We start from the raw sequence: 26,028 nt of genomic DNA, 5'->3' as shown, positions 1-26,028 counted from the left end.
GCGATGGCGCGCAAACGTTCCCTGCGGCCGGAGGAAAAGGCGATCTGGCGCAAGGTCGCCGGCTCGGTGAAGCCGATCGCGCCGGACCGGCTCGACCGGCTTGATGATCCGGAAGCTCTTGAACCTACGCAGGAAAAACCGGTGCCGGAGAGCAAGGCATCGTTGCGGCATGGCCATTTTCCCCATCCCCATACGACGCCGAAACATCCGCCCCTGCCGGTGGATCGCGGCGGTGAAAAACGGCTCCGGCGGGGCAAGGTGGAGATTGACGGGCGGTTGGACCTGCATGGTCTGACGCAGGATATCGCATTGAGAACCTTGCGGAATTTCCTCGCCATGGCCTATCGCGACGGCTATCGCACCGTGCTGGTGATCACCGGCAAGGGGTTCAAGGCGCGTGAGCGGGAGAGCGAGCCCTGGGACTATCATGACGAGCCCGGGGTCTTGCGGCGCAAACTGCCGGAATGGCTGGGAAATCCGGAATTTCGTCAGTGGGTGTCAGGGTATGCGGTCGCGCATTTGCGCCATGGCGGCGGCGGCGCCTTCTACGTCACCATGCGGCGGGTGAAGCGCTAGACCGGCGTGTGGCGCAAGCAACCCTTGGTGTGCCCCGGAGCTGCTCCGCATTCACCGTTCAGCGTCATCGGGTCTGCCACCCGGTGACCGCAGCCCCTAAGGCCGTGTGGTAGGAGTCGAATCCTGCAGCGGAACGTCTATGACGACTATATCTCCGGCGCGAAACCGCGGCCGGATTCCGGCTGGTCGCTTTTTCGAACCGGAAAAGGGGTCAGAGAATGAATTTCGACAGATCGGTATTCTTCGCCAGATTGCCGACATGCTCCGCGACATAGTCGGCGTCGATGACAATCGTCTCGCCATCGCGGTCGGAAGCGGAGAATGAAATCTCCTCGACCAGTTTTTCCATCACCGTCTGCAAACGCCGCGCGCCGATATTCTCGACCGAGGCATTGACCTCGTGCGCGAGCGAGGCGAGCGCGTCGATCGCCTCGTCAGTGAAATCGAGCGTGACGCCCTCCGTGCCCATCAGCGCGACATATTGCGTGATCAGGCTGGCTTCCGGTTCGGTGAGGATGCGTTTGAGATCGGCTTCGCTGAGCGCCTGTAGCTCGACGCGGATCGGCAGACGGCCCTGCAATTCGGGCAGCATGTCGGATGGTTTGGCCAGGTGGAAGGCGCCCGAGGCGATGAACAGGATATGGTCGGTCTTCATCACGCCATGCTTGGTGGTCACCGACGTGCCCTCGATCAACGGCAGCAGGTCGCGCTGGACGCCCTCGCGGGAAACATCGGCGCCGCGGGCATCGGAGCGGCCGACAATCTTGTCGATCTCGTCGAGGAAGACGATGCCGTCATTTTCCGCCAGCCTGATCGCATCGGCCGTGATGGCGGCATCATCGAGCAGTTTGTCGGCTTCCTCGGCCAGCAGGGGCTCATAGGCCTCCTTGACCTTCATGCGCACGGTTTTCTTCTTCTTGCCGAAACCCTTGCCCAGGATCTCGCCGAGATTGATCACGCCGGCGCCGCCACCGGGCATGCCGGGAATATCCATCATCGGCATGCCGCCGGCATCATTGAGCTCGATCTCGACATCCTTGTCGTCAAGCTCGCCATCGCGCAGGCGTTTGCGAAAGCTCTCGCGCGTCGCCGGGCTGGCACCGGGACCGACGAGTGCATCCACCACGCGTTCCTCAGCCTGGCTTTCGGCCTGGGCCTTGACGGCCTCGCGGCGATTTTCGCGCACCAGGGTGATCGCCACCTCGACCAGGTCGCGGGCGATCTGGTCGACATCGCGGCCGACATAGCCGACCTCGGTAAACTTGGTCGCTTCGACCTTGATGAAGGGCGCCCCGGCCAGCTTGGCCAGGCGGCGCGAGATCTCGGTCTTGCCGACGCCCGTGGGCCCGATCATCAGGATATTCTTCGGCATCACCTCTTCGCGCAGGCCCGGTTCAAGCTGACGCCGGCGCCAGCGATTGCGCAGGGCGATCGCGACCGCCTTCTTGGCATCGCCCTGGCCGACAATATGCCGGTCGAGCTCGGAAACAATCTCGCGGGGGGTAAATTCGGTCATGACAGGTTTCGCATTTGGCTTGGCTTCGCCCACCATGTAATCAGGCTGCAGCCGCGAAACCAGTGCTGAAAGGCATTTGCCGACATGTCAAACGCTCCGCAACGCCCCCGCTTCCACCTCGCCTTCCCCGTCGACGACCTCGACAGGGCGCGGCGCTTCTATGGCGGCATCATGGCCTGCCCCGAAGGCCGCTCAAGCGAGACCTGGGTCGATTTCGATTTCTACGGCCACCAGATCGTCGCCCACCTCGCGCCCGGGGAATGCCAGCCGGTCGCCACCGGCGGGGTGGATGGCAAGGCGGTGCCGGTGCGCCATTTCGGCCTGCTGATGGCCTGGGACGACTGGGAAGCCCTGGCCGAACGCTTCCGCGCCGCCGGCGTGGATTTCATCATCGAGCCCTATGTGCGCTTTGCGGGCGAGCCGGGGGAGCAGGGGACGTTTTTCCTGAGGGATCCGGCGGGGAATGCGCTGGAGTTCAAGTGCTTTCGGGATGAGGGGGGGATTTTTGCGCGGTGAGGGGGAGGGGGTGTGCAGAAGCGGCTACAATGGGAAGAATTTGGTGAACTTAGTCAGTCCCAAAGTAACTCTTCCCAGTGATGCTTGCCTTATCAAAACTGTGTCGAGTGAATACCGTTGCTTTCGGCCTCACAAAGCGGTTGCAGAGCCCCTGCGACGATATTGGGCTTTTGGCAGCCGCTCGATGCGCTTTGCGAGGTTAGGGCGTAAGCAGATCATTGAGTCTCGTCCAATGGTTCGAGAAGGGAGCCATTAGGTTAGGATGCAAGCCGACAATTCGTAGGGGCTCATTAAAGCCAGTGAACACCTGTTAGTTCATAGTGAAACTGGTCGTAGAGCTCTGCTTCTTGTGGGGTCAGCTTGCCATCTGCGCGAATTAGTTCATGAGCCGAAATCAGAAACCGCTCCAAGACATCGACAGGCTCTGACCGAAGGCTATCTAACGCCTCATTCATTTGGCGGGGCGTCGGTTTCAATCGCCGGTAGGTCCTTCCCAAGCGGTCACATTCCTCTAGTGAGAGATTGTCGCTTAGTTGTTCGCAATGTCGGCAAAGCACACCCAATTCATCCGGGTGCATATATCCGTCGCATCGCGATAAGCCAGCCAGAAGGATCGCATGGGGTCTCGCTCTGTCACGGGCCGCCCGCAACCTGGAAGAATCGACATCCGCCACTGGCGCCTTAGCTGTGACGTCTAGGTCCAGTGTTTCGAGCAAAAATGGTGCCGGATCGTGAACCTCTCCATCGTAGTCAATGCAGCATTGGATTCGGTCTATCCTGAATAAGCGTGGCGCGTTCCGGTGATGGCAGATAGCCCAGAGGGATGGGTCTCCGTGATCATTGTACTTCACCGAGAGGACGGAAATCGAGCGGCGTGATTCCCTGTTCTTGGTATCAACGTATTCGATCATGAAGGACTGCCCCTCGAACGCGACCTCCCTCGCAAAAGGTTGTGTTTCCTTGGCATCTTCCTCGGGGAGCACCACGGGCTGAGGCTCAAGAGCCCGGTCGCCGTTGGGCCGCCAACCAGCGTAGAATTTCCCCCAATCCATTCCCATTGCAGTCACCTCGATCTTCGGAGGCCTCACTCTAACGGGAAGTTGCTCGAAAAACACTATTCAATTGAGCGCTCTCCCGCTCGTGCGACACCCTGAGAAACCCCTTGCCAGCCAGTGGGCCACCGGGGTTCAGCGCCGTCAAGGCCGCCTTTGGCGCCGCTTCGCGGGTCTACGCCTTGACGGCGCTGAACCCCGGTGGCGGGATCTCGGCATGGGTTTTGGGTTGAGGTGTGGCGCCCGGGCAATTGTCTGGTGTTCCCTCTTTGGAAATTCAGCTAGTCTGAACCCATGAGTTGGGAAGAGATAGCTTTGCACGAATCGCCATGCGCTTGTGGCGCAGGCTTGGTCGAAACCTCGGTCGAAATGGACGACTGGAATAGGATTCGTCGATATACCCGCATTCACTGCGAGCCCTGCCGAAAGGCGCAGGAGGAAATTCAAAGTCAACGAGATGCCAACAACCGCCAGCGTGAGACATTATTGGAGGAAGCGAAGGCCATCGCCGGTGACCGCTACCTCGCAACCTGGCTCGGCCAGTTTGAGGGGCGGACCAAGAAAGATATATGGCAATGCATCACGAAGGGTGAGGGTTACCCGGTACTCCAAACGTTTTACAAGCACGTTCGGGGTGAAGGGCTGCAACGATATCTAACTCGCTGGTTTGAGGATCATATCTTGATCGCGCTGGAACAGATGAGCGTAACGGATGCAGAATTGATTGGCTTGCTCCAACGCCGCGATGCCATTCCCCAGTACCAAGAACCCCATCCTTGGCAGTAGCGGTGAGTTCGCGCTTGCGCGGCTAGAAAATGGCCACACCACCCCGCTTCCCCCGGACTTGTTCCGGGGTCTGCCGGGGTTGGATGAGTTCGCTCGATTTTTGTTGGCAGGCCCCGGAATAAATCCGGGGGAAGTTTGTGTAGGGTTCTTGGGGTGGCGCTTGTTCGAAGCGCGTCGCCACCCGGCACCAAAACCAACCACCCCTTGTCATCCCGGACGGATGCCCGGACGCGGAGCGATCCGGGCGTAGATCCGGGACCTACCCGCTGTTCCAGCTGGATGCACGGGTAGGTCCCGGCTCTGCGCCCCGCCTTCGCGGGGCATCCGGCCGGGATGACAAAGGGGGGGATTTTGGGGGCAGAGGCTCCCGATTTGTCCACCACCCCGCTTCCCCCTAGTCTCCCCCCACGCCAAGGGAGCACCAGGCATGGACCGGTTTTCATTTGTGATGGTGTTGCTGTCGATCATTGTCGGGCTCGGCGTGACCGAATTGCTGACCAATGTGGCGCGGCAGATCCGCAATCGGGCGCGGTCGCGGTTTTACTGGTTGCACAGCGTGATGGTGGCGCTGGTCTTCATCGCCCTGCTGCAGCAATGGTGGGAGGCCTGGGACCAGCGGCTGGTCGAGACGTGGAGCTTTCCGATCCTGCTTTTGATGCTGGGCGGGCCGATCGGGCTTTACATCATCTCGCATCTTCTGTTTCCCGACGATGCGGAGGGGGTGGATTACGACCGGCATTATTTCGCCAATACGCGCCAGACCTATCTGCTCGGCGCCGCCACCGTGGTGTTCGCGACGATCTACCGGCCGCTGAGCTTTGGTCACGGGCTGGTCGATATGGACAATCTGTCCTCGGCCTTCATCCTCGCCGCCTTCCTGGCGCTGGCGATCTGGAAGGCGCGGATGCTGCACCAGATCCTGGTGCCGCTCCTGTTCGCGGCGCTGGTGCTGGATGTGCTGGTGTTTCACTTCGCGCTTTAGGCGACCACGGCGGCGCGCGCGAGCCGTTTGATCTCGCTGACATAATCTTCCTGCGCCCAGCCGCAATCGATGACCAGATGCTCCCAGTTTCGCACCGAAAGCAGGGTCCAGACCAGATCCGTGGCGCGGACGGGGGCGAGACCGGGGCGTAGCCGGCGGTCGCGGGCGATGGCCTGGATGGCGGCGTCGCAGCCATGGCGCATCGCGGCCATGCGGTCAGCCCAGGCGGCGCGGGCGGCCTCGTCGGTCGCGGCCATCGCCATCAGGGCGCTGCCGACGCCATGGATCACCGGAATATAATTCCCCCAGGCCTCGATATAGGCGTCCAGACGCGCCGGCCCGCCCGTGGTGGCGCGGCTTTTGGCGAGGCGTTCGTCAATGTCCGACGCCTCGTCGATGAAGCGCGTGGTGGCGATCAAAAGCTCGGTCCGGTTGGGGAAATGCAGATAGACGGCCTGGCGGCTGACCCCGGCGGCGCGGGCAATATCGCTCATCCGCGCCGGCGTGTCGGGGCCCTGCTCCAGCAGGGTCCAGCAGGCGTTGAGGATGCGGGTTCGGGTTTCTTCACCGGCTTTGGACATGGGGCAGTTTTCCGATTCACGCTTGACACGGTGTCAAGGTAACGCATATAGCGGCGATGTAAACTTTACACGGTGTCAAGAAAGCACCCCAATCGAGGAAATCGCCATGTTCAATTCCAAACCAACCATCCGCCCCGCCGCCAGCGACGCGTCGCAGGCCGGCAAGAAGCCCGGCCTCATCCTGGTCATCGGCGGCAGCGGCAAGACCGGCCGCCGTGTCGCTGAAGGCCTGATGCGCCTGGGCCATGCCGTGCGCATCGCCTCGCGCAGCGCCGCCGCCGCCTTCGACTGGGACAAGCCGGCCGGCTGGGCCGCTGTGCTCACAGGCGTCAGCGCCGTCTATCTCACCTTCGCGCCCGATCTGGCCGTGCCCGGTGCCGGCGAGGCGATCACCGCATTTGTCGCTGCGGCGAAATCGGCGGGTGTGCGCCATATCGTGCTGCTCTCCGGCCGCGGCGAGGATGAGGCCCAGGCCAGTGAGCGCATCGTGCAGCAATCAGGCATGGACTGGACCATCGTGCGCGCCAGCTGGTTCAACCAGAATTTCACCGAGGGCGAATTCGTCCACATGGTGCGCGCCGGCGAGATCGCCCTGCCGGCCGGCGATGTGCGCGAACCCTTTGTCGATGCCAATGATATCGCCGAGGTCGCCATCGCGGCCCTGACCCGGCCGGGCCATGCCGGCGAGGTCTATGAGGTCACCGGTCCGCGCCTGCTCAGCTTTGCCGAGGTCGCCGCCGAAATCAGCCGGGCTGCGGGCCGCGAGGTGCGCTTTACCGATATCCCGCAGACGGTCTTTGTCGACGGGCTGGTCGCGGCCGGTCTGCCGGAAGTGATGGTCTGGTTGCTCGATTACCTGCTGGCCACCGTGCTCGATGGCCGCAATGCCCGGCTCGGCGATGGCGTGCAGCGCGCGCTGGGGCGGCCGCCCGTGGACTTCATCGATTTCGCCCGCGATGCCGCCCGGTCCGGCGTCTGGTCAATGGCGGCCTGAGGCTTGCGGCCCTGTCTGCAAAGGAGAACAAGATGTCGATGACCCTGATTGCCTTCGCCTGCCTCTTGCTGGCCCTGACCAGCGCCCTGGTGGCGGGTGTCCTGCTGGCCTTTTCCGATTTCGTCATGCGCGGTCTGGCCCTGGCCAGGCCCGCCGGCGGGATCGAGGCGATGCAGGGCATTAACCGCACGGTGTTGAGGTCGGTCTTCCTGACCGCCTTTGTCGGGCTGCTGCCAGCGGTCTACGCCCTGGCCGCCTACGCCCTGTTCGCCCTCGACGGGCCGGGCCAGATCCTGATCTATACGGGCGCGATGATCTATCTGATCACCGTCTTCCTGGTGACAGGCTTCGGCAATGTGCCCATGAACCGGCGCCTTGCCGGATATGATCCCGAGGCTGAGGGCGCCCGCCTCTACTGGCAGCGCTACCTGACGCGCTGGACCGGGCTCAATCACCTGCGCGTCGCCGGCTCGATCGCGACCTCGCTCTGTTTCGCCGCCGCGCCCTGGCTGCTGAGCTGAGGGCAGGCGGCCGGGCTATTTCGCCGTCAGCGTCTCGATGGTGAGGTTTTCATTGGTGTAGATGCAGACCTCGGCCGCGATCGCCATGGCCTTGCGGACGATGACTTCCGGGTCCGGCTCATAGTCGAGCAGGGCGCGGGCGGCGGAGCTGGCATAATTGCCGCCGGAGCCGACAGCGACGACGCCATGTTCCGGTTCCAGCACATCGCCGGCGCCGGTCAGCACGAAGGTGGCGGTCGTGTCGGCGACGATCAGCATGGCGTCGAGCTTGCGCAGATAGCGGTCGGTGCGCCAGTCCTTGGCAAGTTCGACGCAGGCGCGGGCCAGCTGGGAGGGATATTGCTCGAGCTTGGCTTCGAGGCGTTCGAACAGGGCGAAGGCGTCGGCGGTGGAGCCGGCGAAACCGGCCACAACCTGGCCGTCGGCAAGACGGCGGACCTTCTTGGCATTGCCCTTCATCACCGTCGGGCCGAAGGAGACCTGGCCATCACCGGCGATCACCACGGTCTTGTCCTTGCGCACGGCGAGAATGGTGGTGCCGCGCCATTGCGTGGCGTCAGTGGATGAGGGTCTGGACATCGGCGTCTCCGTCAAACTGTAGACACAGATGTGGCGGTAGCGGCCGCGCCGATCAAGCCCTCAGCCCATCAGGCCTATTCGGCAACAGCGCGCTTGGCCGAACCTTCCAGGGTGTATTCGACGAAATCGCTGGCCGGCATCGGGCGGGCAAACAGGAAGCCCTGGGCCAGCGTGGCCCCCTCGGCGCGCAGCATTTCGAACTGCTCCTGGGTCTCCACGCCCTCGGCGACGGTTTCCAGCTTCAGCGCCTTGGCCATGGCGAGAATGGTCTCGACCACGATGCAGGCGTGCGGATCGGTCGTCATGTCGCGCACGAAGCTCTGGTCGATCTTGAACACGTCGAACGGCATGCGCGTCAGATAGGAGAGCGAGGAATGGCCGGTGCCGAAATCATCGATGGCGAAATTGACGCCGCGATCACGCAGGGGCTGAACCTGGACGATGGCGCGCTCGGGATTTTCCATCGCGATGGATTCGGTGAGCTCCAGCTCGAGCAGGTGCGGCGGCAGGTCGGCATCAGCCAGCGCAGACAGAACAGACTCCGAGAAGCCCTCGCGCTCGAACTGCATGGCCGAGACATTGACCGCGACAGGGATCTCGATCCCCAGCGTGCGCCAGCGGGCCGCTTCATGACAGGCGGCGCGCAGCACCCAGTCGCCGATCTCGCCGATCAGGCCACATTCCTCGGCAGCCTCGATAAAGGCGCCCGGAGAGAGCAGGCCGGCGGTCGGATGTTGCCAGCGGACCAGCGCCTCGGCTCCGGCGACGGCGCCGGTCTTCATGTCGATCTTGGGCTGGTAGAAGACGACCAGTTGATCCTGGTGCACGGCATCGCGCAGCTCGTTTTCCAGCACCAGGCGTTCGAAGGCGGACTGGTTCATCGCCGGTTCGAAGAAACGGGCCGAGGAACCGCCATCGCGCTTGGCGTGGGCCATGGCGAGGTCGGCGTGACGCATCAGTGTTTCCGGGTCGGCACCATCCTGCGGGAAGACGGCGATCCCGATCGACACACCCAGGAAGACCTGGTGACCGGAGATCTCGAAGGGCAGGCGAATGGCATCGACCAGCTTGTTGGCGACCCGAGCGGCGTGCGCCGGGTCTTCGATCGAAGGCAGCAGAACGGTGAACTCATCACCGCCGAGACGGGCGACCAGGCTCCGCTCGGTATCGCCGCCAGCCGCAAGGTCGCAACCGCGCGCCACTTCCGACAGGCGCCGCGCCACCATTTCCAGCATGCGGTCGCCTTCGCCTATGCCCAGGCTGTCATTGACGCGCTTGAACCGGTCGAGGTCGAGGAAGAGTACGGCACCGGTGTCACCGTCCTCGACTGCCTTGCGCGAGACCCGTTCGGTCTCCTTGCGGAAGCGTTCGCGGTTGGGCAGTTCGGTGACCAGGTCGACATAGGCCAGCCGGTGAATACGTTTGAGATTGCCGTCGAGGCGCGCAAACATGCGGTTGAAGGCATTCGCCAGCACTTCCAGCTCATCGCCGGTATGCACATCAATGCGCATGTCGAGCGTCTTGGAAGAGGCGAGCCGCGCCGCGTCGGTCAGCGTCTGCACCGGTTTCAGCGCGCGGCCCACGATCAGGGCGGCCAGCGGCAGGAAAATACCCAGCGCGAAGAGGGCGATCAGGGTCTGGCGCCGAATGGCGGCATTGCGCGAACGGGTGAGTTCAACCAGCTCCTGGCGGGCAAAGACAACCCCGACCAGGCGGCGTGACTCGGTATAGACCGGCACGGCGACCTCGAGCGTCGTTGCGCCAAGGGCAGCGCGGCGATCGCCGGCGCCCAGTGCCATGACAGCGAGGTCGGAAGTGTTGAGGCGTTCGGAGGCCTCGCCCTCATTATAGGCCCGACCCAGCAATTCGCGGCGATTATTGATCGCATAGACTTCCGAGAGATTCAGGGAGGCCTTCATCTCGGTCAGGTATTGCTGGACAAAATCGACGTCATTGCTCGCCACGGCATTGGCCAGTCGATCGGCGGTTGACTGCAACCGCGCGACCGAGCTTTCGGCCAGCAGATTGCGGGTCTCCCGTTGCGCCGAGATGTTCTCGAGCGTCATCAACATCAACGTCGTGGCAAAAATCAGCATACCGGTGAGAAGCGTGAACTTCATCACCAGGGATCGCATCACTCGCGAAATCGCCTTGCGGATGGGCGCCATGTCTACCCCTGATTACAGCCCTTTCAGGCCGTACCTACACCGTCAAACACTCTGGCAAGACACAAGGTCGGCCAGTTCTCAGCGTGCAGGATGGGGGCAACCACTTGAATTGTGGTTAAAATGCCGGAGTTCTTTCATTAAGATTTGAATCGAATTCACGCGCGACCCTTATTCAAAAGGGATTCCGGCATCCTCGGCGAGTGATTTCAGACTGCATTCGGGGCGTGCACCGAAGTGAGAAATGATTTCCGCGGCACAAATCGCGCCCATTTGACCGGATTCTTCCAGGCTTCTGTCCTGGGCCAGACCGAGCAGGAAGCCGGCGGCAAACAGGTCGCCCGCGCCTGTGGTGTCAACCAAATCGGCGACCGGCTGGGCCCCGATCCTCACTGTTTCCTCGCCACGCAACAAGATGGCGCCATGCTCCCCGCGAGTCACCGCGGCGACGGCAACATCCTTGCGGCACATTTCGATCGCGGCGTCGAAGTCCTCGGTCTCGTAAAGGGCGGTGATCTCGGCCTCGTTGGCGAGCAGGATATCGATGTGGTGGGCGACGAGATGGCGGAAGGCGGCGCGGTGACGGGCGACGCAGAAAGTGTCCGACAGGGTCAGCGCCGTCTTGCGGCCCGAGGCTGCGGCGAGTTCGGCAGCGCAGACATAGGCGCGTTTTGCCTCTTCGCGATCAAACAGATAGCCCTCCAGATAGACAATGCTCGAAGCCTTCAGCGCCTCGGCACCTGCCTCGACATCCTCTTCGGTGACCAGGGCGGCAGCGCCCAGGAAGGTCGACATCGAGCGGCCGGCATCGGGGGTGACATTGATCAGGCAGCGCGCCGTCGCCGGTCCGCCAACCAGCGGGGTGGAGGCAAACTCGACACCGATGGCGCGGATATCATGGCTGAAGATGGCACCCAGCTGGTCATCGGCGACCTTGCCGATATAGGCCGCCCGGCCACCCAGGGAGGCAATCCCGGCCACCGTGTTGGCGGCGGATCCGCCGGAGGCTTCCTTGCCTGGCTGCATGCGCTCATACAGGGTCCGCGCCCGTTCCTCATCGATCAGCGTCATCGCATCTTTGGCGATGCCCTCGGCGGCGAGAAAGGCGTCGGTGGCCGGCGACAGCACGTCGACAATGGCATTTCCGACGGCAAGAACGTCAAAGCGGGTCGCGGTCATGGCGGGTCTTTCGATCGTTAGGGTTAAGCCGGCGGGGGCACCGGATCATCATTCTGGCTGCAGCCGGGTTAACCCTGCCGGCCCGGGACAGCAAGACCTGCGGGCACCCAAATCCCGGGCCGGCGCCTCGCCCAGCCGCAAAACCGGCTCCCGCCGGCGGCGCAAATGCGCTAGGAGCGCCCCATGAAACAAGTCGCCTTTCTCTCCGCCGCCTGCATGCTCCAGGACAATCCCGAAGCCCGCAAGGATTTCTGGGAACATGATCTCGAGATATCCGCCCTCGCACCAGCCTGTCTGGACGCCGGGATCGAGCTGACCACCCATATCTGGGACGATCCGGATTTCGATCCGTCGCGCTTCGACGCGGCCGTGATCGGCACCTGCTGGGACTATATGCAGCGGCCCGAAGCCTTCGAGGCGGCGCTGACGGATATCGCGGCGAAGACCCGCCTGCTCAACCCGCTCGAGATTTATCGCTGGAACCAGCGCAAGACCTATCTCAAGGATCTGGCCCAACGCGGCGCGCCGATGATCCCCACCCTGTGGGCGGATCGCGCCGACGCGGCGACGATTGCCAACGCCTTCGATGCGCTGGGCAGCGATGACATTGTCGTCAAGCCCGTGCTCGGCGCCGGCGCCTGGCGGCAGGCAAGGATCCGGCGCGGCGAGGCTCTGCCAGACCCGGAAAATCTGCCAATCGCCGAATGCATGATCCAGCCTTTTCTGCCAGCCGTGTCTCAAGAGGGCGAATACGCCTTTTTGTTCTTCGGCCGTGAATTCTCCCATTGCGCCCGCAAGTTACCGGCCAAGGGTGATTACCGCGTGCAGTCGGAATTCGGCGGGCGTGAGGAGATTCACCATCCCGGCGAGGACGAGCTGGCGCTGGCGCGGTCCGTGCTCGACTGCGTCGAGGGCGATCTGCTCTATGCGCGTATCGACATGCTGCGCGGGCTCGATGGCCAGCTGGCCCTGATCGAGCTGGAGCTGATCGAACCCTATCTCTATCCCGAACAGGGCCCCGAAATGGGCGCTGCCTTCGCGCGGGCGCTCAAGGCGCTGATTTAGCCGCGAAGCGCCATAATCTGGCCGTCAGAACCGGCTTGGATGTGCCCTGGTTCTGCAACGGGGTTGATGATGCGTGTTCTTGTCCTGGTTCTGGCCGCGCTCGGCCTCGTCTCCTGCGCCACCACATCGACCGGCACGGTCAGCGAGCCGCGCTGGACGCAAATCGAGATCGCCGAAGGCGCCTGTTACGGCTTCTGTCCGATCTACACCATCACGATCACACCCGATGACCGCTACCAGTTGATTGGAGAGCGTTTCACCCGCCATGACGGCGCGAGCAGCGGGACGCTGGCGGCCGGAAGCTTTCAGCGCATCGCCGAAATCCTGCAGACCCATGATGCCGCGTCCCTGCCCGCTGATATCACGATGAATAACCCGGCCACCTGTGGGCGCGCCATGATGTCGGACCTGCCCGATTTCCGTCTTGGCCTGACGGGTCCGGATGGCCGCCAGGATATCGTCTGGTATCCGGGCTGTGCGGACTCGCCCTATCGCGAGGCCCTGTCGCAGATCCGCGATCAGGTGCGCGAAGCCTATGATTACGAGACCCGGGTCGCGCCGAAGCGCTAATCTGGTTCGTAGCTGAGAGATTCGCGAGCTTCTTTTTCTTGTCTTCTTTTTTCGGCCCAAAATAGTCGAGTGCGGCTCCTCCACTCGTCATGAAGTCGTTTGTGGTCGGACAGCAGTTCCAGCCATTCCCGACTGGATTCAAACTCGCCAATGTGCCTCTGGGCGTAGGCCGTGAGTTTGGCCTTGGCGTGGTATCGCATCGCCGCGATTTCGTTTGTTCGTTTTTGCAATTCGCTGATGTTCATTTCGAGTCTCCTTTGTCCTTCCATTTCGAGAACCCCCATAGGTTCGCGAATGGTCCTCCCGACGACAACGCACCGAAGTGATTTCCAGCCCTGCCTAGGAATATTCAGATTTGGGCGGCGAATTTTCGAGTTTATTGACGGAAGTTCGCGCAGGTTGCTACGCCCTCTTTCCCGATAAATTGGGGAGGAATGTGCATTTTGAATTGGTGGCTCTCAGCGCAGCGCAGAATTTTTCGGCGCCGGCGTCTTGTCCTTGAAGCGGCACAGATCCGCGATCGGGCAGCGCCAGCATTCCGGCTTTCTCGCCTTGCAGATATAGCGCCCGTGCAGGATCAGCCAGTGATGCGCGCCCTTCATGTATTGGGCCGGCACGATCTTCATCAGCCGCGCCTCGACCTCTTCGGGCGTCTTGCCGGGCGCCAGTCCGGTGCGGTTGCCGACGCGGAAGATATGGGTGTCCACCGCGATGGTTTCCTCGCCGAAGGCCTCGTTGAGCACGACATTGGCGGTCTTGCGCCCGACCCCGGCCAGCGCTTCCAGTGAGGCGCGGTCATGGGGCACCTGGCCGCCATGGCGGTCGACCAGTTGCTGCGACATCAGGATGACGTTCTTGGCCTTGTTGCGGAACAGGCCGATCGTCTTGATGCGGTCGCGGACATGATCCTCGCCCAGCGCCAGCATTTTCTCCGGCGTGTCGGCTTCCTGGAACAGGAGCTTCGTCGCCTTGTTGACCCCGACATCGGTCGCCTGGGCCGACAGCGCGACGGCGACCAGCAGGGTGAAAGGGTTCACATAATCCAGCTCGGTCTTCGGATCGGGGCGGTCCTGGGCCAGGCGGGCGAAGATATCGAGCGCCTGCTCGCGGGTGAGGCCGCGCGGGGCACGTTTGACCGGTTTCCTGGCCGGCGTTTTGGCCGAAGTTTTCGTTGGCGTCTTGCTCATGGCGTCCTGTCTAGCGCAGGCCGACCAGCGGCGTCATGCCGTTTCTTGCGGTGCGCCGCCTATCGCGCCGTGGCGATCAACAGCCAGATCGCGACTCCGACCAGCAGGAGCGAGAGTGCGCGCTGGAAGATGCGGTGCCGGGCCGGGTCGTTGAGGAAACGGCGCGCACTGCCGGCCAGCACCACAATGGCGATATGGATGGCCGTGGCGATGCTGACGGAAACTACGGCCAGCAGGCCCGCCTGGACCGCAACCGGCCGGGCCGGGTCGATGAATTGCGGAAACACGGCGACATAGAAGAGCGCCGCCTTGGGATTGAGCGCATTGATCAGAAAGCCGCGGGCGAAATAGCGCACCTTGCTCTGATGCTCCGGGGTCTCCTGCCGGGCATTGGCCTGGCGCCAGCCTTCCAGGCCGAGATAGAGCAGGAAGCCCACCCCCGCCCAGCGCAGGCCCTGATACAGCCAGTCATAGCGATCGATCACGGCGCCAAGCCCCAGCGCCGCAGCTGCCGCGATCACCGTCAGGCCCAGCGCCACACCCGCAACGGCCGCGAAACCGGCGCGCCGGCCCTCACTGACGCTGAGCACGGCCAGCCAGGCCATGTTGGGGCCGGGCGTCAGCTCGATGACGAGGACGGTGAAGGCGAAGGCCGCAAGGGTGGCGAGATCTAACATGGGCCCTGATTACGCAAGCTGTGCCGATCCGTCACCTGTCCGGGTGGGTGAGTTGGGTATTGAAAGCAGGTTTGCGCGCGTGACCAAGAAATTTTCTATAGCTCCCTCCCATAGAATCGATTGGAGTTATGATCTGGAGTCCGGCAGGGTCTTTCCACAGCGTTGAAGCGTACGCGTCGATATTCACCTCGAACCACGATCGGAAAGACCATGGACGGCGAGAGCAAATGCCCGATGATGGGCGCATCCCAGAGACACACAGCGGCCGGTGCGGCCAATAATGGCGACTGGTGGCCTGAACAGCTGAACCTGCAGATCCTGCGGCAGAATTCCAGCCTGGCCAATCCGCTGGACCCGGATTTCGACTACGCCCGGGCCTTCAAGAGCCTCGATCTCAAGGCGGTCAAGAAAGACCTCTACGCCCTGATGACCGACAGCCAGGACTGGTGGCCGGCCGATTGGGGCCATTACGGTCCCTTTTTCATCCGCATGGCCTGGCACAGCGCCGGCACCTATCGCATCAGCGATGGCCGCGGCGGCGCCGGGTCCGGCTCGCAGCGCTTCGCGCCGCTCAACAGCTGGCCTGATAACGTCAATCTCGACAAGGCGCGCCGCCTGCTCTGGCCAATCAAGCAGAAATACGGCCAGAAGATTTCCTGGGCCGACCTCATGGTCCTGGCCGGCAATTGCGCCCTGGAATCCATGGGCTGCCCGACCTTCGGCTTCGCCGGTGGCCGCGTCGATATCTGGGAGCCGGAACAGGACATCTATTGGGGTCCCGAGAGCACCTGGCTCGGCGATGAGCGCTATAGCGGTGACCGCGATCTGGAAAACCCGCTCGCAGCCGTGCAGATGGGCCTGATCTACGTCAATCCGGAAGGCCCGAACGGCAATCCCGACCCGGTCGCCTCCGGCCGCGATGTCCGTGAGACCTTCGCCCGCATGGCGATGAATGATGAAGAGACCGTGGCGCTGGTCGCCGGTGGTCACACCTTCGGCAAATGCCATGGTGCCGGCGATGCTGCCCTCGTCGGTCCGGAGCCGGAAGCGGCGCCGATCGAGCAGATGGGGCTGGGCTGGAAGAGTGAATTCCGCAGCGGCAAGGGCATTGATGCGATCGGCAGCGGTATTGAAGGCGCGTGGAAAACCAATCCGACGCAGTGGGATATGGGTTATCTCAACATCCTCTTCAAATACGAGTGGGAGCTGTCGAAAAGCCCGGCCGGCGCCCATCAGTGGCATCCCAAGGATTGCGAAGAGGCCGACATGATCGTCGACGCCTTCGATCCCTCGAAGAAGCACCGGCCGATGATGACCACGGCCGATCTCTCCCTGCGCTTCGATCCCGTCTATGAGCCGATCGCGCGCCGCTATCAGCAAAACCCGCAGGAATTCGCCGACGCCTTTGCCCGCGCCTGGTTCAAGCTGACCCATCGCGATATGGGTCCGGTTTCCCGCTATCTCGGGCCGGAAGTGCCCGGCGAGGAGCTGATCTGGCAGGATCCGGTACCAACACCGCCGAAGAAGACGCTGAAGGACCGGGAAATTGCCCGGCTGAAGGCTGAAATCCTGGCGTCCGATCTGAGCGTGTCCGAACTCGTGCGCACGGCCTGGGCCTCGGCCTCGACTTTCCGCGGCTCCGACATGCGCGGCGGCGCCAATGGCGCACGCATCCGCCTCGCACCGCAAAAGGACTGGGCCGTCAACCAGCCGGCGGAGCTTGCCCGCGTGCTGCACATTCTCGAGGGCATCCAGGCGAGCTTCGGGGCCGACAAGGTCTCGCTTGCCGATCTGATCGTGCTCGGTGGCTGTGCCGGCGTCGAGGCGGCGGCCGCCAAGGCCGGGCACCGGCTGTCGGTCCCGTTCGAGCCGGGCCGCACCGATGCGAGCCAGGCCCAGACGGATGTCGAATCCTTCGAGCCGCTGGAGCCGAAATCGGATGGTTTCCGCAATTATCTCGGCGAGAAAGCCGACCGGCCGGCCGAGGAATTGCTCGTCGACAAGGCGCAACTCCTCACCCTGACAGCGCCGGAAATGACGGTCTTGCTGGGCGGGCTGCGTGTACTCGGGGCCAATGTGGGTGACAGCCAGCAGGGCGTTTTCACCGACAAGCCGGGCACGCTGAGCAATGACTTCTTCGTCAATCTGCTCGACATGGACACGCAATGGCTGCCGGTCGCCGGATCGGAGGATGCCTTCGAAGGCCGTGAACGTGCGACCGGCAAGGTGAGATGGACCGCCAGCCGTGTCGATCTCGTCTTCGGCTCCAACTCGCAATTGCGGGCCCTGGCCGAGGTCTACGCCTCGTCCGATGCCAGCGAGACCTTCGCCCGGGCCTTTGTGAAGGTCTGGACCAAGGTGATGAATCTGGATCGTTTCGATCTGCATTGATCGCGGCGGGCGCCAGGCCTGAGTGCATGAAAGGAGCGGGCCCCGCCGGGTCCGCTCCTTTTCCATTTGCGGCTGCCTGCGCCGAAACGTCACCTTCCCCGATCTTGCGAAATCCTGTTCTCTGGCGGGATGAAAACCGTCGTCGAAACCTGGCCCGCAGCAAGCGACGGCGTTCTGGAGCCTGCCGGACCGTTTACCATGGACGCTGAACTGGCGCCCAATCGTTCCCTGCCCAATCCCGCTTTCACAGTTCTGATGCTGACCCTGGCGGGCGTCTCCTTCTTTTCCGGCATTCTCTTCGTCTCGATGGGGGCCTGGCCGGTGATGCCGTTTTTCGGGCTTGATGCCCTGCTGGTCTGGTTTGCCTTTCGCACCTCCTACCGCGATGGCCGGGCGCGTGAGTGGGTTCAGGTGGGCGCGCGCGATATCGCGGTCACACGCCAGCATCCCACCGGGCATCGCCGTCACTATCGCCTGCCGACGGCGTGGGCCAATCTGCGCCATCTCAACAAGGGTGAGCATCACAGCCAGGTCGTGCTGGTGCAGCAGGGGCGTGCCCTGGTGCTGGGCGCCTTTCTGAGCCCGAAGGAGCGCGACGAGTTTGCGGCGGCGCTGGGGGCAGCGATCGAGCGGGCCCGCACCTCGCCCTTCCTGCAGCATGTCCGCGACCAGGCGCAAGAATCGGGTGGTTCGCAATCCAACCCGGCCTAAACTCCGCCCCATGACCGCTGAAATCTACACCCTCGACGCCGCCGCCCGCGATTTTGATCGCGTCTCGGCCGCCCTCGCCTTTCTCGGCGACCATTGGCAGGACCATCCCGATCTGGATGCCGCCGCCAGCGCTGCCGGCCTGTCGCCGCACCATTTCCAGCGCGTCTTCACGCGCTGGGTCGGGGTCAGTCCGAAGAAATATGTCGGGGCGCTGGCCCATGGCGCGGCCCGTGCAGCGCTTGATGAGGGGGCTTGCGTGCTCGATGCCTCATTCGAGGCCGGACTGTCGGGGCCCGGGCGGCTGCACGATCTCTTCATTGCCCATGAGGCGGTCACGCCCGGCGAGGCCCGCCGCCGCGGCGCGGGGCTGGACTTTGTCTGGGGGGCGGCGCCGACGCCGTTTGGCGAGGCGGTGTTTCTGGTCGCGCCGCGGGGCCTGTCGGCGCTGGCCTTTGCCGATCCTGATCCCGACGGCGGTTTCGCCGATCTCGAGGCGCGCTATCCGGCCGCCAATTACCGCCGCGATGACGGCGTGGCGCGCGAATGGGCGGAGCGGGTTTTCGCCGCCACGCCCGGCGAGCCGATCCCGCTGGCGCTCTACGGCACGCCCTGGCAGCGCCAGGTCTGGCGCGCCCTGCTCTCCATCCCGGCCGGGGCGACGACGACCTACAAGTCCATCGCCGATGCGGTCGGTTCAGCCAAGGCCTCGCGCGCTGTCGGCGCAGCGGTCGGCGCCAATCCGGTCTCCTGGCTGATCCCCTGTCATCGAGTCCTCGCCAGCAACGGGCTTTTGACCGGCTACCACTGGGGTGTAGACCGCAAGCGCGCCATGCTCGCCTATGAGGCTGCGAGGGGGTAAAAGGGGGCATGGAATGGACCCTCTATATTGTCGCCCTGATCATCTTCACGATCTGCGCCTCGCTGCTGTCGCGCTGGCTGGCTGCCCGTATCAACCTGACTGCGGACGCGCGCATTGAATATGCCGAGCGTCTGGAGACCAAGCCGGGCACGATCAAGGGTGTCGATGAGGCCGTGTTTGTGAAGCTCTATGTCGGGGCGCACGAGCCACGCTGGGCGCTCTACATCCCGATCGCCCTGCTGGCCGCGACCTTGTCGACGCCGCTGGTGGCGATCGCGCTGACCGCGTTCTGGCCGGTTTTCACCTCGGTGCTCGATGGCGGACCCTGGTATGATGTCGGCTATTATCCGTGGATGTTCTACATGTTCTTCGGCTTCTGTGGCCTGTGGGCGCTGTGCGCCGCCGTCGTGGCGCGCATTCACCATGCCCGCGCCCCGGAAGCCTTCCAGCCCGCCCTGGCACGCGCCCGCGGCGAGCCGCTCGATGATGTCGTCATCAAGCGCGGCCGTCCGAAATGGGCCGTCAAGGCGCGGCCCGATCCGACCCCTGAATCAAATCCGGCAGCAAAGAGCGATTAGATGGAATTCCTGCACACCATGGTCCGCGTTTCCGACGTTGACGCCAGCCTGCGCTTTTATTGCGACGGGCTCGGCCTCAAGGAAATCAGCCGTTTCGACAGCGAGTCGGGCCGTTTCACCCTGATCTTCCTCGCGACACCCGAAGACATTGCCCGCGCCGGCTATACCGGCGGACCGATCCCGACTGGTCTGCCCTGTGTCGAGCTGACCCATAACTGGGATCCGGAAACCTATGAGGGCGGCCGCAATTTCGGGCATCTCGCCTATCGCGTCGCTGATATCTACGCCACCTGTGCCCATCTCGACGCCATGGGCTATCTCATCTGCCGCCCGCCGCGCGACGGCCATATGGCTTTCGTCCGCTCACCGGATCTGATCTCGGTTGAACTGCTGCAAAAGGGCGAGAGCCTGCCGCCGCAGGAGCCCTGGGCCTCGATGGAGAATACCGGCAGCTGGTAGCTAGCCGTCCCGCTGAATATCCTCGAACCGCTTGCCGGGTTCGTCTTCGAAGCTTTCGGCGAGGACGGTGAGGCGTTCGATTCTGTCAGTGCGGAAATGGCGGAAATCATTGCGGAGTTCGCACCAGGCTGTCAGCAGCCAGACGCGTCCGAAACAGGTCAGCGCCAGCGGGCGGATGATCCGCGTCGTCGCCTCGTCATTGAGGGAATTGTAGCGCACCCGCAATTTGCGGCGGCCGGCGATGGCATTGCGCACCGGTCCGAAGGCGTCCGGGCGCACGGTCTCGTCCAGGAAGGCGGCAAACAGCGGCGCCGATTTCAACCGTTCGCGATGGGTGTCGGGCAGGGCGTGCTCGATCTTGAACAGGGCTTCAGAAGCTGCCGTGGCGAGATCGCGATCAGCGGTCGCGCGCACGAAACGCGCACCCAGCGCCAGGGCATCGAGCTGTTCATAGCTGAAGGTGATCGGGGGCAGATCAAAGCCGGGCCGCAAGACATAGCCCACGCCGGCCTCGCCATCGATCGGCGCGCCCGAGCCGATCAGATGCGCGATATCGCGGTAGATGGTCCGCTCGGAAACCTCGAACCTGCGACCCATATCCTGGGCCGTGACGGCGCCGGGCGCAGCCTGACGCAGGGCCTGGATAATCCGGATGAGACGTTCGGCACGGCGCATTGACGCCTCCTGACAAGAGTGGAGCCTTTCGGCAAACTGTCAGGGTTCGATGGCTTGATCAAGTCAGGATTGTCCAGCAATTACGGAATCACTGGCGCCATCACGTCCGTTGACGTCAGTTTGTCAGCAGACAGGTGTCAATTTGCTGTCTGTCAGCTCGTGGAAGGGGGCAATGCTCGCCACCGCCGCTTCCAGCGTCATGACATCTACTGTCAAAACCCGGTTGCCAGGCCCCGGGCCACATCGTGGTGACCGGGCGGCCGTGCCCTGTCGCACGTGAAACAGCTTACCTAGGCCTTAACGACATCCTGCATCGAATACAGGCCTGGTTTGCGGCCCTCGCCCTCTTGGCACATCCAGCGCACGGCCGCGATCGCGCCGCGGGCGAATATGCGCCGGTCGTGGGCGCGGTGGGTGATGGCGATATCTTCCAGATCGGACAGGAAGCGCACCTGGTGTTCGCCGATAATGCTGCCGCCGCGGCTGACGGCATAGCCGATGGAACCGGGCCGGCGCGGGCCGGTCACGCCTTCGCGGGCCGTGACGGCCATGGTCTCATGATTGACCCCGCGCCCCCTTGCGGCGGCGTGCCCGAGCAACAGCGCCGTTCCCGACGGTGCGTCGGCCTTAAGCCGGTGGTGGGTCTCGGAAATTTCGATATCCCAGTCCTTCGCCGGCAGGGTCGCGGCCTGCTCGACGAGCGCTTCCACAACAGCGATGCCGAGGGAGAAATTGCCGGCCATCAGGATCGGCGTCCGTTTTGAGGCCGTGGTGATGCGCTTGAGCTGCGCTGCCGTGAATCCGGTCACGCCGGTGATCAGACCGCAACTGCGTCCCTGCACGGCCATGCGCTCGGCGACGGAAACCGTCATGGCGGGCATGCTGGCATCGACCACGACGTCGCTGAGTTCAAGGGCGTCCTCGAAGGAGACGGTCGTGAGGCAGCCGGCCGGCTCGCGGTCGAGCATCTCGCCGATATCCTCGCCCAGATAGGAGGACTGGCTGCGAACAATGGCGCCGACCAGTTTCATGTCGGGCGCGTCGAGAACGGCAGCACAGATCGCGCGTCCCAGCCGCCCGGTGGATCCCAGGACTGTTACTTTGATGGCCGGCTTCAAAACACGCCTCCGTAGATGATGCGATCAGCAAATTTTTCAAACAGATAAGAGCCGAGAATCGGCAGGATCGGAATCAGGATATACAGGCTGAAGCGCAGCGTGACAGAGGTCGAGATCGGCCATTCGGGCCGTCGCTCGACCCAGACTTCGTAATCCGTGAGTCCGGCCAGCGCCGAGGCGGCCATGTCATCGCCGGCAAAGGTCCGTTCGCGCGCCTGCGCCATGTGCCGGTGCACTTCCGCCAGCTCGGCTGCCTTGGCCGCATGAACCTTGCGCTGGATCGGGCGGACCGCATTGGTCAGTGCCACCACGCCGCCCAGCACGGCCAGTGCAATCGCGGGCACGGCAATCCAGGCCTGGCGGGGGTCGGCAATGAAGAGCAGAAGCACGCCGGCCATCACCAGCCATGAGCCGGCGGCAGCCAGTCCGATACGTCCGAAAATGTCAAGTCGTTCAAGATGATAGAGGTCGATCACGACATGCCGATCGACCAGTTTGCGCATTTCCCGGCCTTCGCGCGCCAGGCTGAGACCGGCGCGCATGCCGACCGCGTAGAGCCAGGGCGAGAACAACAGGAACCACAGTCCGATCGACTGGATATATTCCAGCGGCGTGACGCCTTCTGCATGCGTCATGAAGACGTTGAAGATCAGGCCGCCGATGAAGCCGGCTATGGTCAGCATCCAGTAATAGCGGCGCCAGGAGACCGGGACGCCATCGCACAAGGCGTTCGCGGCGGCGCGGCCCTGGGGCTCCATCGCGGCCAGCAGGTTGGCGCGTTCCGTTTCCCAGCGGCGGCGGCCGATCTGGGTCAGCGCGACGCCGGTTGTCAGGATCATCGAGAGCACGAAGCCGATCCAGCTGACCGTATTCAGCTGCCAGGTCCCCGCGGCATTCACATAGCCCACATGCGGCCGGCCGGTGAGTTGGGCAATCAGCGCAAATGAGCCAAAGCTGACGATGAAAACGGCGAGCGTCGTGCCCCAGAAACCCAGCGGCGACCAACGGTAGAGCGCGGTCTCGGCCGGGATAAACCGTTCGAGATCCAGGACATGTTCGGGGGCGACTTCGCTTTCGGTCATGCGCGGTACATTAGGCTGCACCGGGCGCGTGTGTCACCTGCCCATTGAGCCGGTACCGCCCTAGGCGTTCGGCCGGCCGTCATCCGTGGTGACGTCGCTCCAGAACTGCTTCACCTTGGTGAAGAAGCCGTCGCTGTCAGGATTGCAGCCCTCGCCGGACAGGGAGCAGAACTCCTTCAGGAGTTCCTTCTGGCGTTCGCACAGATTGCGCGGGGTCTCGACGAAGAGCTCGATCACCATATCGCCGCGCGGTCCCCCGCGCAGACGGGGCATGCCCTTGCCGCGCAGGCGCATGCGGCGGCCGGTCTGGGCGCCGGCGGGGATTTTCAGTTCGGCCTTGCCGCCATCAATGGTGGGCACTTCGATCGTCGCACCGAGCGCGGCGGAGACCATGGAAGCGGGCGTGCGGCAATAGAGATTGGGGCCGTCGCGCTCGAACAATTCGTGCGGCTTGGCGGAGAGGAAGAGGTAGAGATCGCCGCGTGGACCGCCGCGTGCTCCCGCTTCGCCTTCGCCGGCGAGGCGGATACGGGTGCCATCCTCGACGCCGGCCGGAATATTGACGGTCAGGGTGCGGTTCTTGCGCACGCGGCCGACGCCATCACAATCCTGGCAGGGGGTTTTGACATACTGGCCACGGCCACCGCACTGCGGGCAGGTCTGTTCCATGGTGAACAGGCCCTGGGAGCGGCGAATACGGCCGGCGCCATGACAGGTCGGGCAGGTTTCCAGCTCGGTCCCGGGCTCATTGCCCTGGCCGTCACAGCGCTCGCAATTCATCGCCGTTGGCACGGTGATGGTGGTTTCCTTGCCGGTAAAGGCGTCTTCCAGGCTCACCTCGAGGTCGAAGCGCAGATCATTGCCGCGTGCCGGGCCGGTGTGGCTGCCGCCACGGCGTCCGCCGCCGCGCCCGAAGGCGTCGCCGAAGACCTGTTCGAAAATATCGGCAAATTCGGCCGCGCCACCGGCTCCGAACGGGCCCTGGCCGCCATAGCCGCCGCCACCGCCTTGCTCGAAGGCTGCATGGCCCATGCGGTCATAGGCGGCGCGCTTGTCAGCATCTGACAGGATGGCATAGGCCTCGCCGACTTCCTTGAACTTGGCCTCGGCGGCGTCATCGCCCGGATTGCGGTCCGGGTGAAACTCCATTGCCAGCTTGCGATAAGCGACCTTCAGGGTCTTCTCATCGGCCGTCTTGGCAACACCAAGGATTTCGTAGAAGTCACGCTTGCTCATTACATTTCACCTGGTTTCAGCACCAGCACTGCGTTCTGACGCATCTGCCCTGCCAATTCATATCCATTTCGCAAACACAGACCGGCCGCGCCCACCGTGATCCCGGCTTCGTGCCGGGTCTCAAGCAGGATCATGCGGGGCCATATGGTGCGGGGCGCATCCCCGAAAAAGGCTTCAAGGACAGTTTCCTCAAAGCCTTCGATATCCATTTTCATGACGTCGACATGGTCGACACCGGCTTCGTGCAGCGCCGCCCGCAGCGGCCGCAGGCGGATCGTCGTGCCCTGGCCTGAGGCCTCGATATGCACTTCGCCGCGATTATTGTCGGACTGGACCAGTACGGCCTCGCCCTCCTCGGCGCCCAGTGCATAGGGCAGCACGGTGACATTGCCGGCATTCGAGGCGGCTATATTGAATTCGAGCCGCCGCCGGTTTTCCTGGTCCGGTTCGATCGCGACGGCCTTGATCGAGCGCTTGCACGTCCTGGCATCAGACACTGCGGACAGGGTGTAGAAACCGGCATTGGCGCCGGCATCGACAAAGACAAAATCCTGATCGGCTGGCTTGGCGGCTATGGCGTCGCGGATGGCGGCGCGTTCGGCACTGTCCCAGGTCTTCGAGCCGGCAAAGACGCGCTTCTCGCAGCGGTTGTCGCGCATGTGCAGGCGCGCGAACTGACCGGGAAACACCTCGACATCGGCGATCTCGCGACCGCCCGACATCAGGATGCGGCGCACCACGGATTCGGCACCGCGACGCAAACCGTCCGTCGGCAGCGTCATCGCCAGTCGGCGAAGCCACTCCTCGCTGGAAGACAGGGCGAAGGCGCCATAGGGCGCGGTCATCGGATCGGGATTTGACATGGTCACGCTCTCAAGGCCGGGCCGGGATGGCACCGCACAAGCGGAACCATCCCGGATACCGGTTAACCTTAGGCGTCTTTCTTGGCGTCGTCGTCAACCTCGGAGAACTCGGCATCGACGACATCGTCATCGGCCTTCTCCTCGGTTGCGCTTTCACTGTCACCACCTTCAGCCTGCTGTGCGGCATAGATGGCTTCGCCCAGCTTCATTGAAGCCTGGACCAGCGCCTGGGTCTTCTGCTGGATGGCTTCGAGATCCTCGCCATCCTTGACTTCCTTCAGCTCGCCAAGGGCAGCTTCGATCGCTTCCTTGTCGGCGGTCGGGACCTTGTCGCCGAACTCTTCAAGCTGCTTCTCGGTCTGGTGCACCATGGCTTCGGCGCCATTCTTGGCCTCGACCAGGGCGCGGGCGGCCTTGTCGCTTTCGGCATTTGCCTCGGCGTCCTTGACCATCTGTTCGATGTCCGCGTCGGAGAGACCACCGGAAGCCTGGATGCGGATCTGCTGCTCCTTGCCGGTTGCCTTGTCCTTGGCCGAGACGTTGACGATGCCGTTGGCGTCGATGTCGAAGGTGACCTCGATCTGCGGCAGGCCGCGCGGTGCCGGTGGCAGGCCAACCAGGTCGAACTGACCCAGCAGCTTGTTGTCGGCAGCCATTTCACGCTCGCCCTGCGAGACGCGGATGGTCACGGCGGTCTGGTTGTCGTCGGCGGTCGAGAAGACCTGGGACTTCTTGGTCGGGATCGTCGTATTGCGCTCGATCAGACGGGTGAAGACACCGCCCAGCGTTTCGATACCCAGCGAGAGCGGGGTGACGTCGAGCAGGAGCACGTCCTTCACATCGCCTTGCAGCACGCCGGCCTGGATGGCGGCGCCCATGGCAACAACTTCATCCGGGTTCACACCCTTGTGCGGATCCTTGCCGAAGAAGCCTTTCACGACTTCCTGGACTTTCGGCATGCGCGTCATGCCGCCGACCAGGACGACATCATCGATATCGGCTGCGGTCAGACCGGCATCCTTGAGCGCTTTCTTGCAGGGCTCGAGGGTGCGCTTGACGAGGTCTTCAACCAGGGCTTCCAGCTTGGCGCGGGAGAGCTTGATATTCAGG

General features: G+C 63.5%; 27 protein-coding genes. 13 read left to right on the top strand and 14 right to left on the bottom strand.

What is annotated here, in order from left to right:
- The first annotated feature begins 3 nt into the window (after positions 1-3).
- Positions 4-576 carry a Smr/MutS family protein gene (locus ACN0YF_RS12410; RefSeq protein WP_417494621.1) on the top strand — a complete coding sequence of 191 codons (573 nt, stop codon included), beginning with the start codon at positions 4-6 and terminating at the stop codon, positions 574-576.
- Positions 577-787: 211 nt separating this feature from the next.
- Here ACN0YF_RS12410 and hslU read toward each other — a convergent pair whose 3' ends face one another.
- Positions 788-2,092 carry an ATP-dependent protease ATPase subunit HslU gene (hslU, locus tag ACN0YF_RS12405; protein ID WP_417494620.1) on the bottom strand — a complete coding sequence of 435 codons (1,305 nt, stop codon included), beginning with the start codon at positions 2,090-2,092 and terminating at the stop codon, positions 788-790.
- An 84-nt stretch (positions 2,093-2,176) separates the two neighbouring features.
- On the opposite strand from hslU, the gene ACN0YF_RS12400 reads away from it, so the two are divergent.
- The 3 genes from ACN0YF_RS12400 to ACN0YF_RS12390 all read left to right on the top strand — a co-directional run bounded on the left by ACN0YF_RS12400 (position 2,177) and on the right by ACN0YF_RS12390 (position 5,428).
- On the top strand, positions 2,177-2,608 hold the full coding sequence (locus ACN0YF_RS12400; RefSeq protein ID WP_417494619.1) for a VOC family protein: 432 nt from the start codon (positions 2,177-2,179) through the stop codon (positions 2,606-2,608).
- 1,346 nt (positions 2,609-3,954) lie between these two features.
- Complete coding sequence (locus ACN0YF_RS12395) at positions 3,955-4,446, top strand: hypothetical protein (protein WP_417494618.1); 492 nt, start codon at positions 3,955-3,957, stop codon at positions 4,444-4,446.
- Between the two features lie 427 nt (positions 4,447-4,873).
- Positions 4,874-5,428 (top strand): hypothetical protein, encoded by a 555-nt coding sequence (locus ACN0YF_RS12390; RefSeq protein WP_417494617.1) that lies wholly within the window; start codon positions 4,874-4,876, stop codon positions 5,426-5,428.
- Here ACN0YF_RS12390 and ACN0YF_RS12385 read toward each other — a convergent pair.
- Positions 5,425-6,009 carry a TetR/AcrR family transcriptional regulator gene (locus tag ACN0YF_RS12385; protein ID WP_417494616.1) on the bottom strand — a complete coding sequence of 195 codons (585 nt, stop codon included), beginning with the start codon at positions 6,007-6,009 and terminating at the stop codon, positions 5,425-5,427. The two genes, ACN0YF_RS12390 and ACN0YF_RS12385, sit on opposite strands and share 4 nt — an antisense overlap.
- 106 nt (positions 6,010-6,115) lie before the next feature.
- Here ACN0YF_RS12385 and ACN0YF_RS12380 point away from each other — a divergent pair, with 106 nt between their 5' ends.
- The gene (locus ACN0YF_RS12380; RefSeq protein ID WP_417494615.1) at positions 6,116-7,003 is read left to right on the top strand and encodes an NAD(P)H-binding protein; all 888 of its coding nucleotides are present in this window, start codon (positions 6,116-6,118) and stop codon (positions 7,001-7,003) included.
- Positions 7,004-7,035: 32 nt separating this feature from the next.
- Entirely contained in the window at positions 7,036-7,524 is a 489-nt protein-coding gene (locus tag ACN0YF_RS12375) for a DUF1772 domain-containing protein (RefSeq protein ID WP_417494614.1), read from the top strand.
- A 15-nt stretch (positions 7,525-7,539) separates the two neighbouring features.
- On the opposite strand, the gene hslV is transcribed toward ACN0YF_RS12375, so the two are convergent.
- From hslV to ACN0YF_RS12360, 3 genes are all read right to left on the bottom strand, one after another.
- Complete coding sequence (hslV, locus tag ACN0YF_RS12370) at positions 7,540-8,103, bottom strand: ATP-dependent protease subunit HslV (RefSeq protein ID WP_417494613.1); 564 nt, start codon at positions 8,101-8,103, stop codon at positions 7,540-7,542.
- A gap of 74 nt (positions 8,104-8,177) precedes the next feature.
- Positions 8,178-10,271, bottom strand: a complete 2,094-nt coding sequence (locus tag ACN0YF_RS12365; protein ID WP_417494612.1) for a putative bifunctional diguanylate cyclase/phosphodiesterase — start codon at positions 10,269-10,271, stop codon at positions 8,178-8,180.
- 168 nt (positions 10,272-10,439) lie between these two features.
- Positions 10,440-11,447 carry an adenosine kinase gene (locus ACN0YF_RS12360; protein WP_417481260.1) on the bottom strand — a complete coding sequence of 336 codons (1,008 nt, stop codon included), beginning with the start codon at positions 11,445-11,447 and terminating at the stop codon, positions 10,440-10,442.
- A gap of 183 nt (positions 11,448-11,630) precedes the next feature.
- On the opposite strand from ACN0YF_RS12360, the gene ACN0YF_RS12355 reads away from it, so the two are divergent.
- Together ACN0YF_RS12355 and ACN0YF_RS12350 are read left to right on the top strand one after the other, a co-directional pair.
- Complete coding sequence (locus tag ACN0YF_RS12355) at positions 11,631-12,512, top strand: ATP-grasp domain-containing protein (protein ID WP_417494611.1); 882 nt, start codon at positions 11,631-11,633, stop codon at positions 12,510-12,512.
- 66 nt (positions 12,513-12,578) lie between these two features.
- Positions 12,579-13,082, top strand: a complete 504-nt coding sequence (locus ACN0YF_RS12350) for a DUF6438 domain-containing protein (protein WP_417494610.1) — start codon at positions 12,579-12,581, stop codon at positions 13,080-13,082.
- Here ACN0YF_RS12350 and ACN0YF_RS12345 read toward each other — a convergent pair.
- The 3 genes from ACN0YF_RS12345 to ACN0YF_RS12335 all read right to left on the bottom strand — a co-directional run bounded on the left by ACN0YF_RS12345 (position 13,079) and on the right by ACN0YF_RS12335 (position 14,946).
- Positions 13,079-13,327 (bottom strand): hypothetical protein, encoded by a 249-nt coding sequence (locus ACN0YF_RS12345; RefSeq protein ID WP_417494609.1) that lies wholly within the window; start codon positions 13,325-13,327, stop codon positions 13,079-13,081. The genes ACN0YF_RS12350 and ACN0YF_RS12345 overlap by 4 nt on opposite strands.
- Positions 13,328-13,540: 213 nt before the next feature.
- The gene (nth, locus tag ACN0YF_RS12340; protein WP_417494608.1) at positions 13,541-14,269 is read right to left on the bottom strand and encodes an endonuclease III; all 729 of its coding nucleotides are present in this window, start codon (positions 14,267-14,269) and stop codon (positions 13,541-13,543) included.
- Between the two features lie 59 nt (positions 14,270-14,328).
- Positions 14,329-14,946 (bottom strand): LysE family translocator, encoded by a 618-nt coding sequence (locus ACN0YF_RS12335; RefSeq protein WP_417494607.1) that lies wholly within the window; start codon positions 14,944-14,946, stop codon positions 14,329-14,331.
- A gap of 210 nt (positions 14,947-15,156) precedes the next feature.
- On the opposite strand from ACN0YF_RS12335, the gene katG reads away from it, so the two are divergent.
- The 5 genes from katG (at position 15,157) to ACN0YF_RS12310 (ending at position 19,944) form a co-directional block, all read left to right on the top strand.
- Positions 15,157-17,337 carry a catalase/peroxidase HPI gene (gene katG / locus ACN0YF_RS12330; RefSeq protein ID WP_417494606.1) on the top strand — a complete coding sequence of 727 codons (2,181 nt, stop codon included), beginning with the start codon at positions 15,157-15,159 and terminating at the stop codon, positions 17,335-17,337.
- Positions 17,338-17,466: 129 nt separating this feature from the next.
- Positions 17,467-18,048: a DUF2244 domain-containing protein gene (locus tag ACN0YF_RS12325; protein ID WP_417494605.1), complete on the top strand. Its 582-nt coding sequence runs from the start codon at positions 17,467-17,469 to the stop codon at positions 18,046-18,048.
- 10 nt (positions 18,049-18,058) lie between these two features.
- Positions 18,059-18,907: a methylated-DNA--[protein]-cysteine S-methyltransferase gene (locus ACN0YF_RS12320; RefSeq protein WP_417481267.1), complete on the top strand. Its 849-nt coding sequence runs from the start codon at positions 18,059-18,061 to the stop codon at positions 18,905-18,907.
- An 8-nt stretch (positions 18,908-18,915) separates the two neighbouring features.
- Positions 18,916-19,485, top strand: coding sequence for a hypothetical protein (locus ACN0YF_RS12315; RefSeq protein ID WP_417481268.1), 570 nt, complete (start codon positions 18,916-18,918; stop codon positions 19,483-19,485).
- On the top strand, positions 19,486-19,944 hold the full coding sequence (locus ACN0YF_RS12310; protein ID WP_417494604.1) for a VOC family protein: 459 nt from the start codon (positions 19,486-19,488) through the stop codon (positions 19,942-19,944).
- Here ACN0YF_RS12310 and ACN0YF_RS12305 read toward each other — a convergent pair whose 3' ends face one another.
- The 6 genes from ACN0YF_RS12305 to ACN0YF_RS12280 all read right to left on the bottom strand — a co-directional run.
- The gene (locus ACN0YF_RS12305) at positions 19,945-20,619 is read right to left on the bottom strand and encodes a helix-turn-helix transcriptional regulator (protein ID WP_417494603.1); all 675 of its coding nucleotides are present in this window, start codon (positions 20,617-20,619) and stop codon (positions 19,945-19,947) included.
- A gap of 290 nt (positions 20,620-20,909) precedes the next feature.
- On the bottom strand, positions 20,910-21,737 hold the full coding sequence (dapB, locus tag ACN0YF_RS12300) for a 4-hydroxy-tetrahydrodipicolinate reductase (RefSeq protein ID WP_417494602.1): 828 nt from the start codon (positions 21,735-21,737) through the stop codon (positions 20,910-20,912).
- Positions 21,734-22,819 carry a hypothetical protein gene (locus tag ACN0YF_RS12295; protein ID WP_417481272.1) on the bottom strand — a complete coding sequence of 362 codons (1,086 nt, stop codon included), beginning with the start codon at positions 22,817-22,819 and terminating at the stop codon, positions 21,734-21,736. Before ACN0YF_RS12295 ends, dapB begins: the two co-directional genes overlap by 4 nt.
- 60 nt (positions 22,820-22,879) lie before the next feature.
- Entirely contained in the window at positions 22,880-24,055 is a 1,176-nt protein-coding gene (gene dnaJ, locus ACN0YF_RS12290) for a molecular chaperone DnaJ (protein ID WP_417481273.1), read from the bottom strand.
- On the bottom strand, positions 24,055-24,918 hold the full coding sequence (locus ACN0YF_RS12285; RefSeq protein WP_417481274.1) for an FkbM family methyltransferase: 864 nt from the start codon (positions 24,916-24,918) through the stop codon (positions 24,055-24,057). Before ACN0YF_RS12285 ends, dnaJ begins: the two co-directional genes overlap by 1 nt.
- Positions 24,919-24,986: 68 nt before the next feature.
- Positions 24,987-26,028 (bottom strand): Hsp70 family protein (locus tag ACN0YF_RS12280; protein WP_417494601.1); only part of this gene is annotated, 1,042 nt, incomplete at its 5' end.

It is taken from the genome of Maricaulis sp., assembly GCF_048270265.1.
In the GTDB taxonomy this organism is placed as follows: Bacteria; Pseudomonadota; Alphaproteobacteria; order Caulobacterales; family Maricaulaceae; genus Maricaulis.
This window is presented reverse-complemented; position numbering and strand designations above follow the sequence as displayed.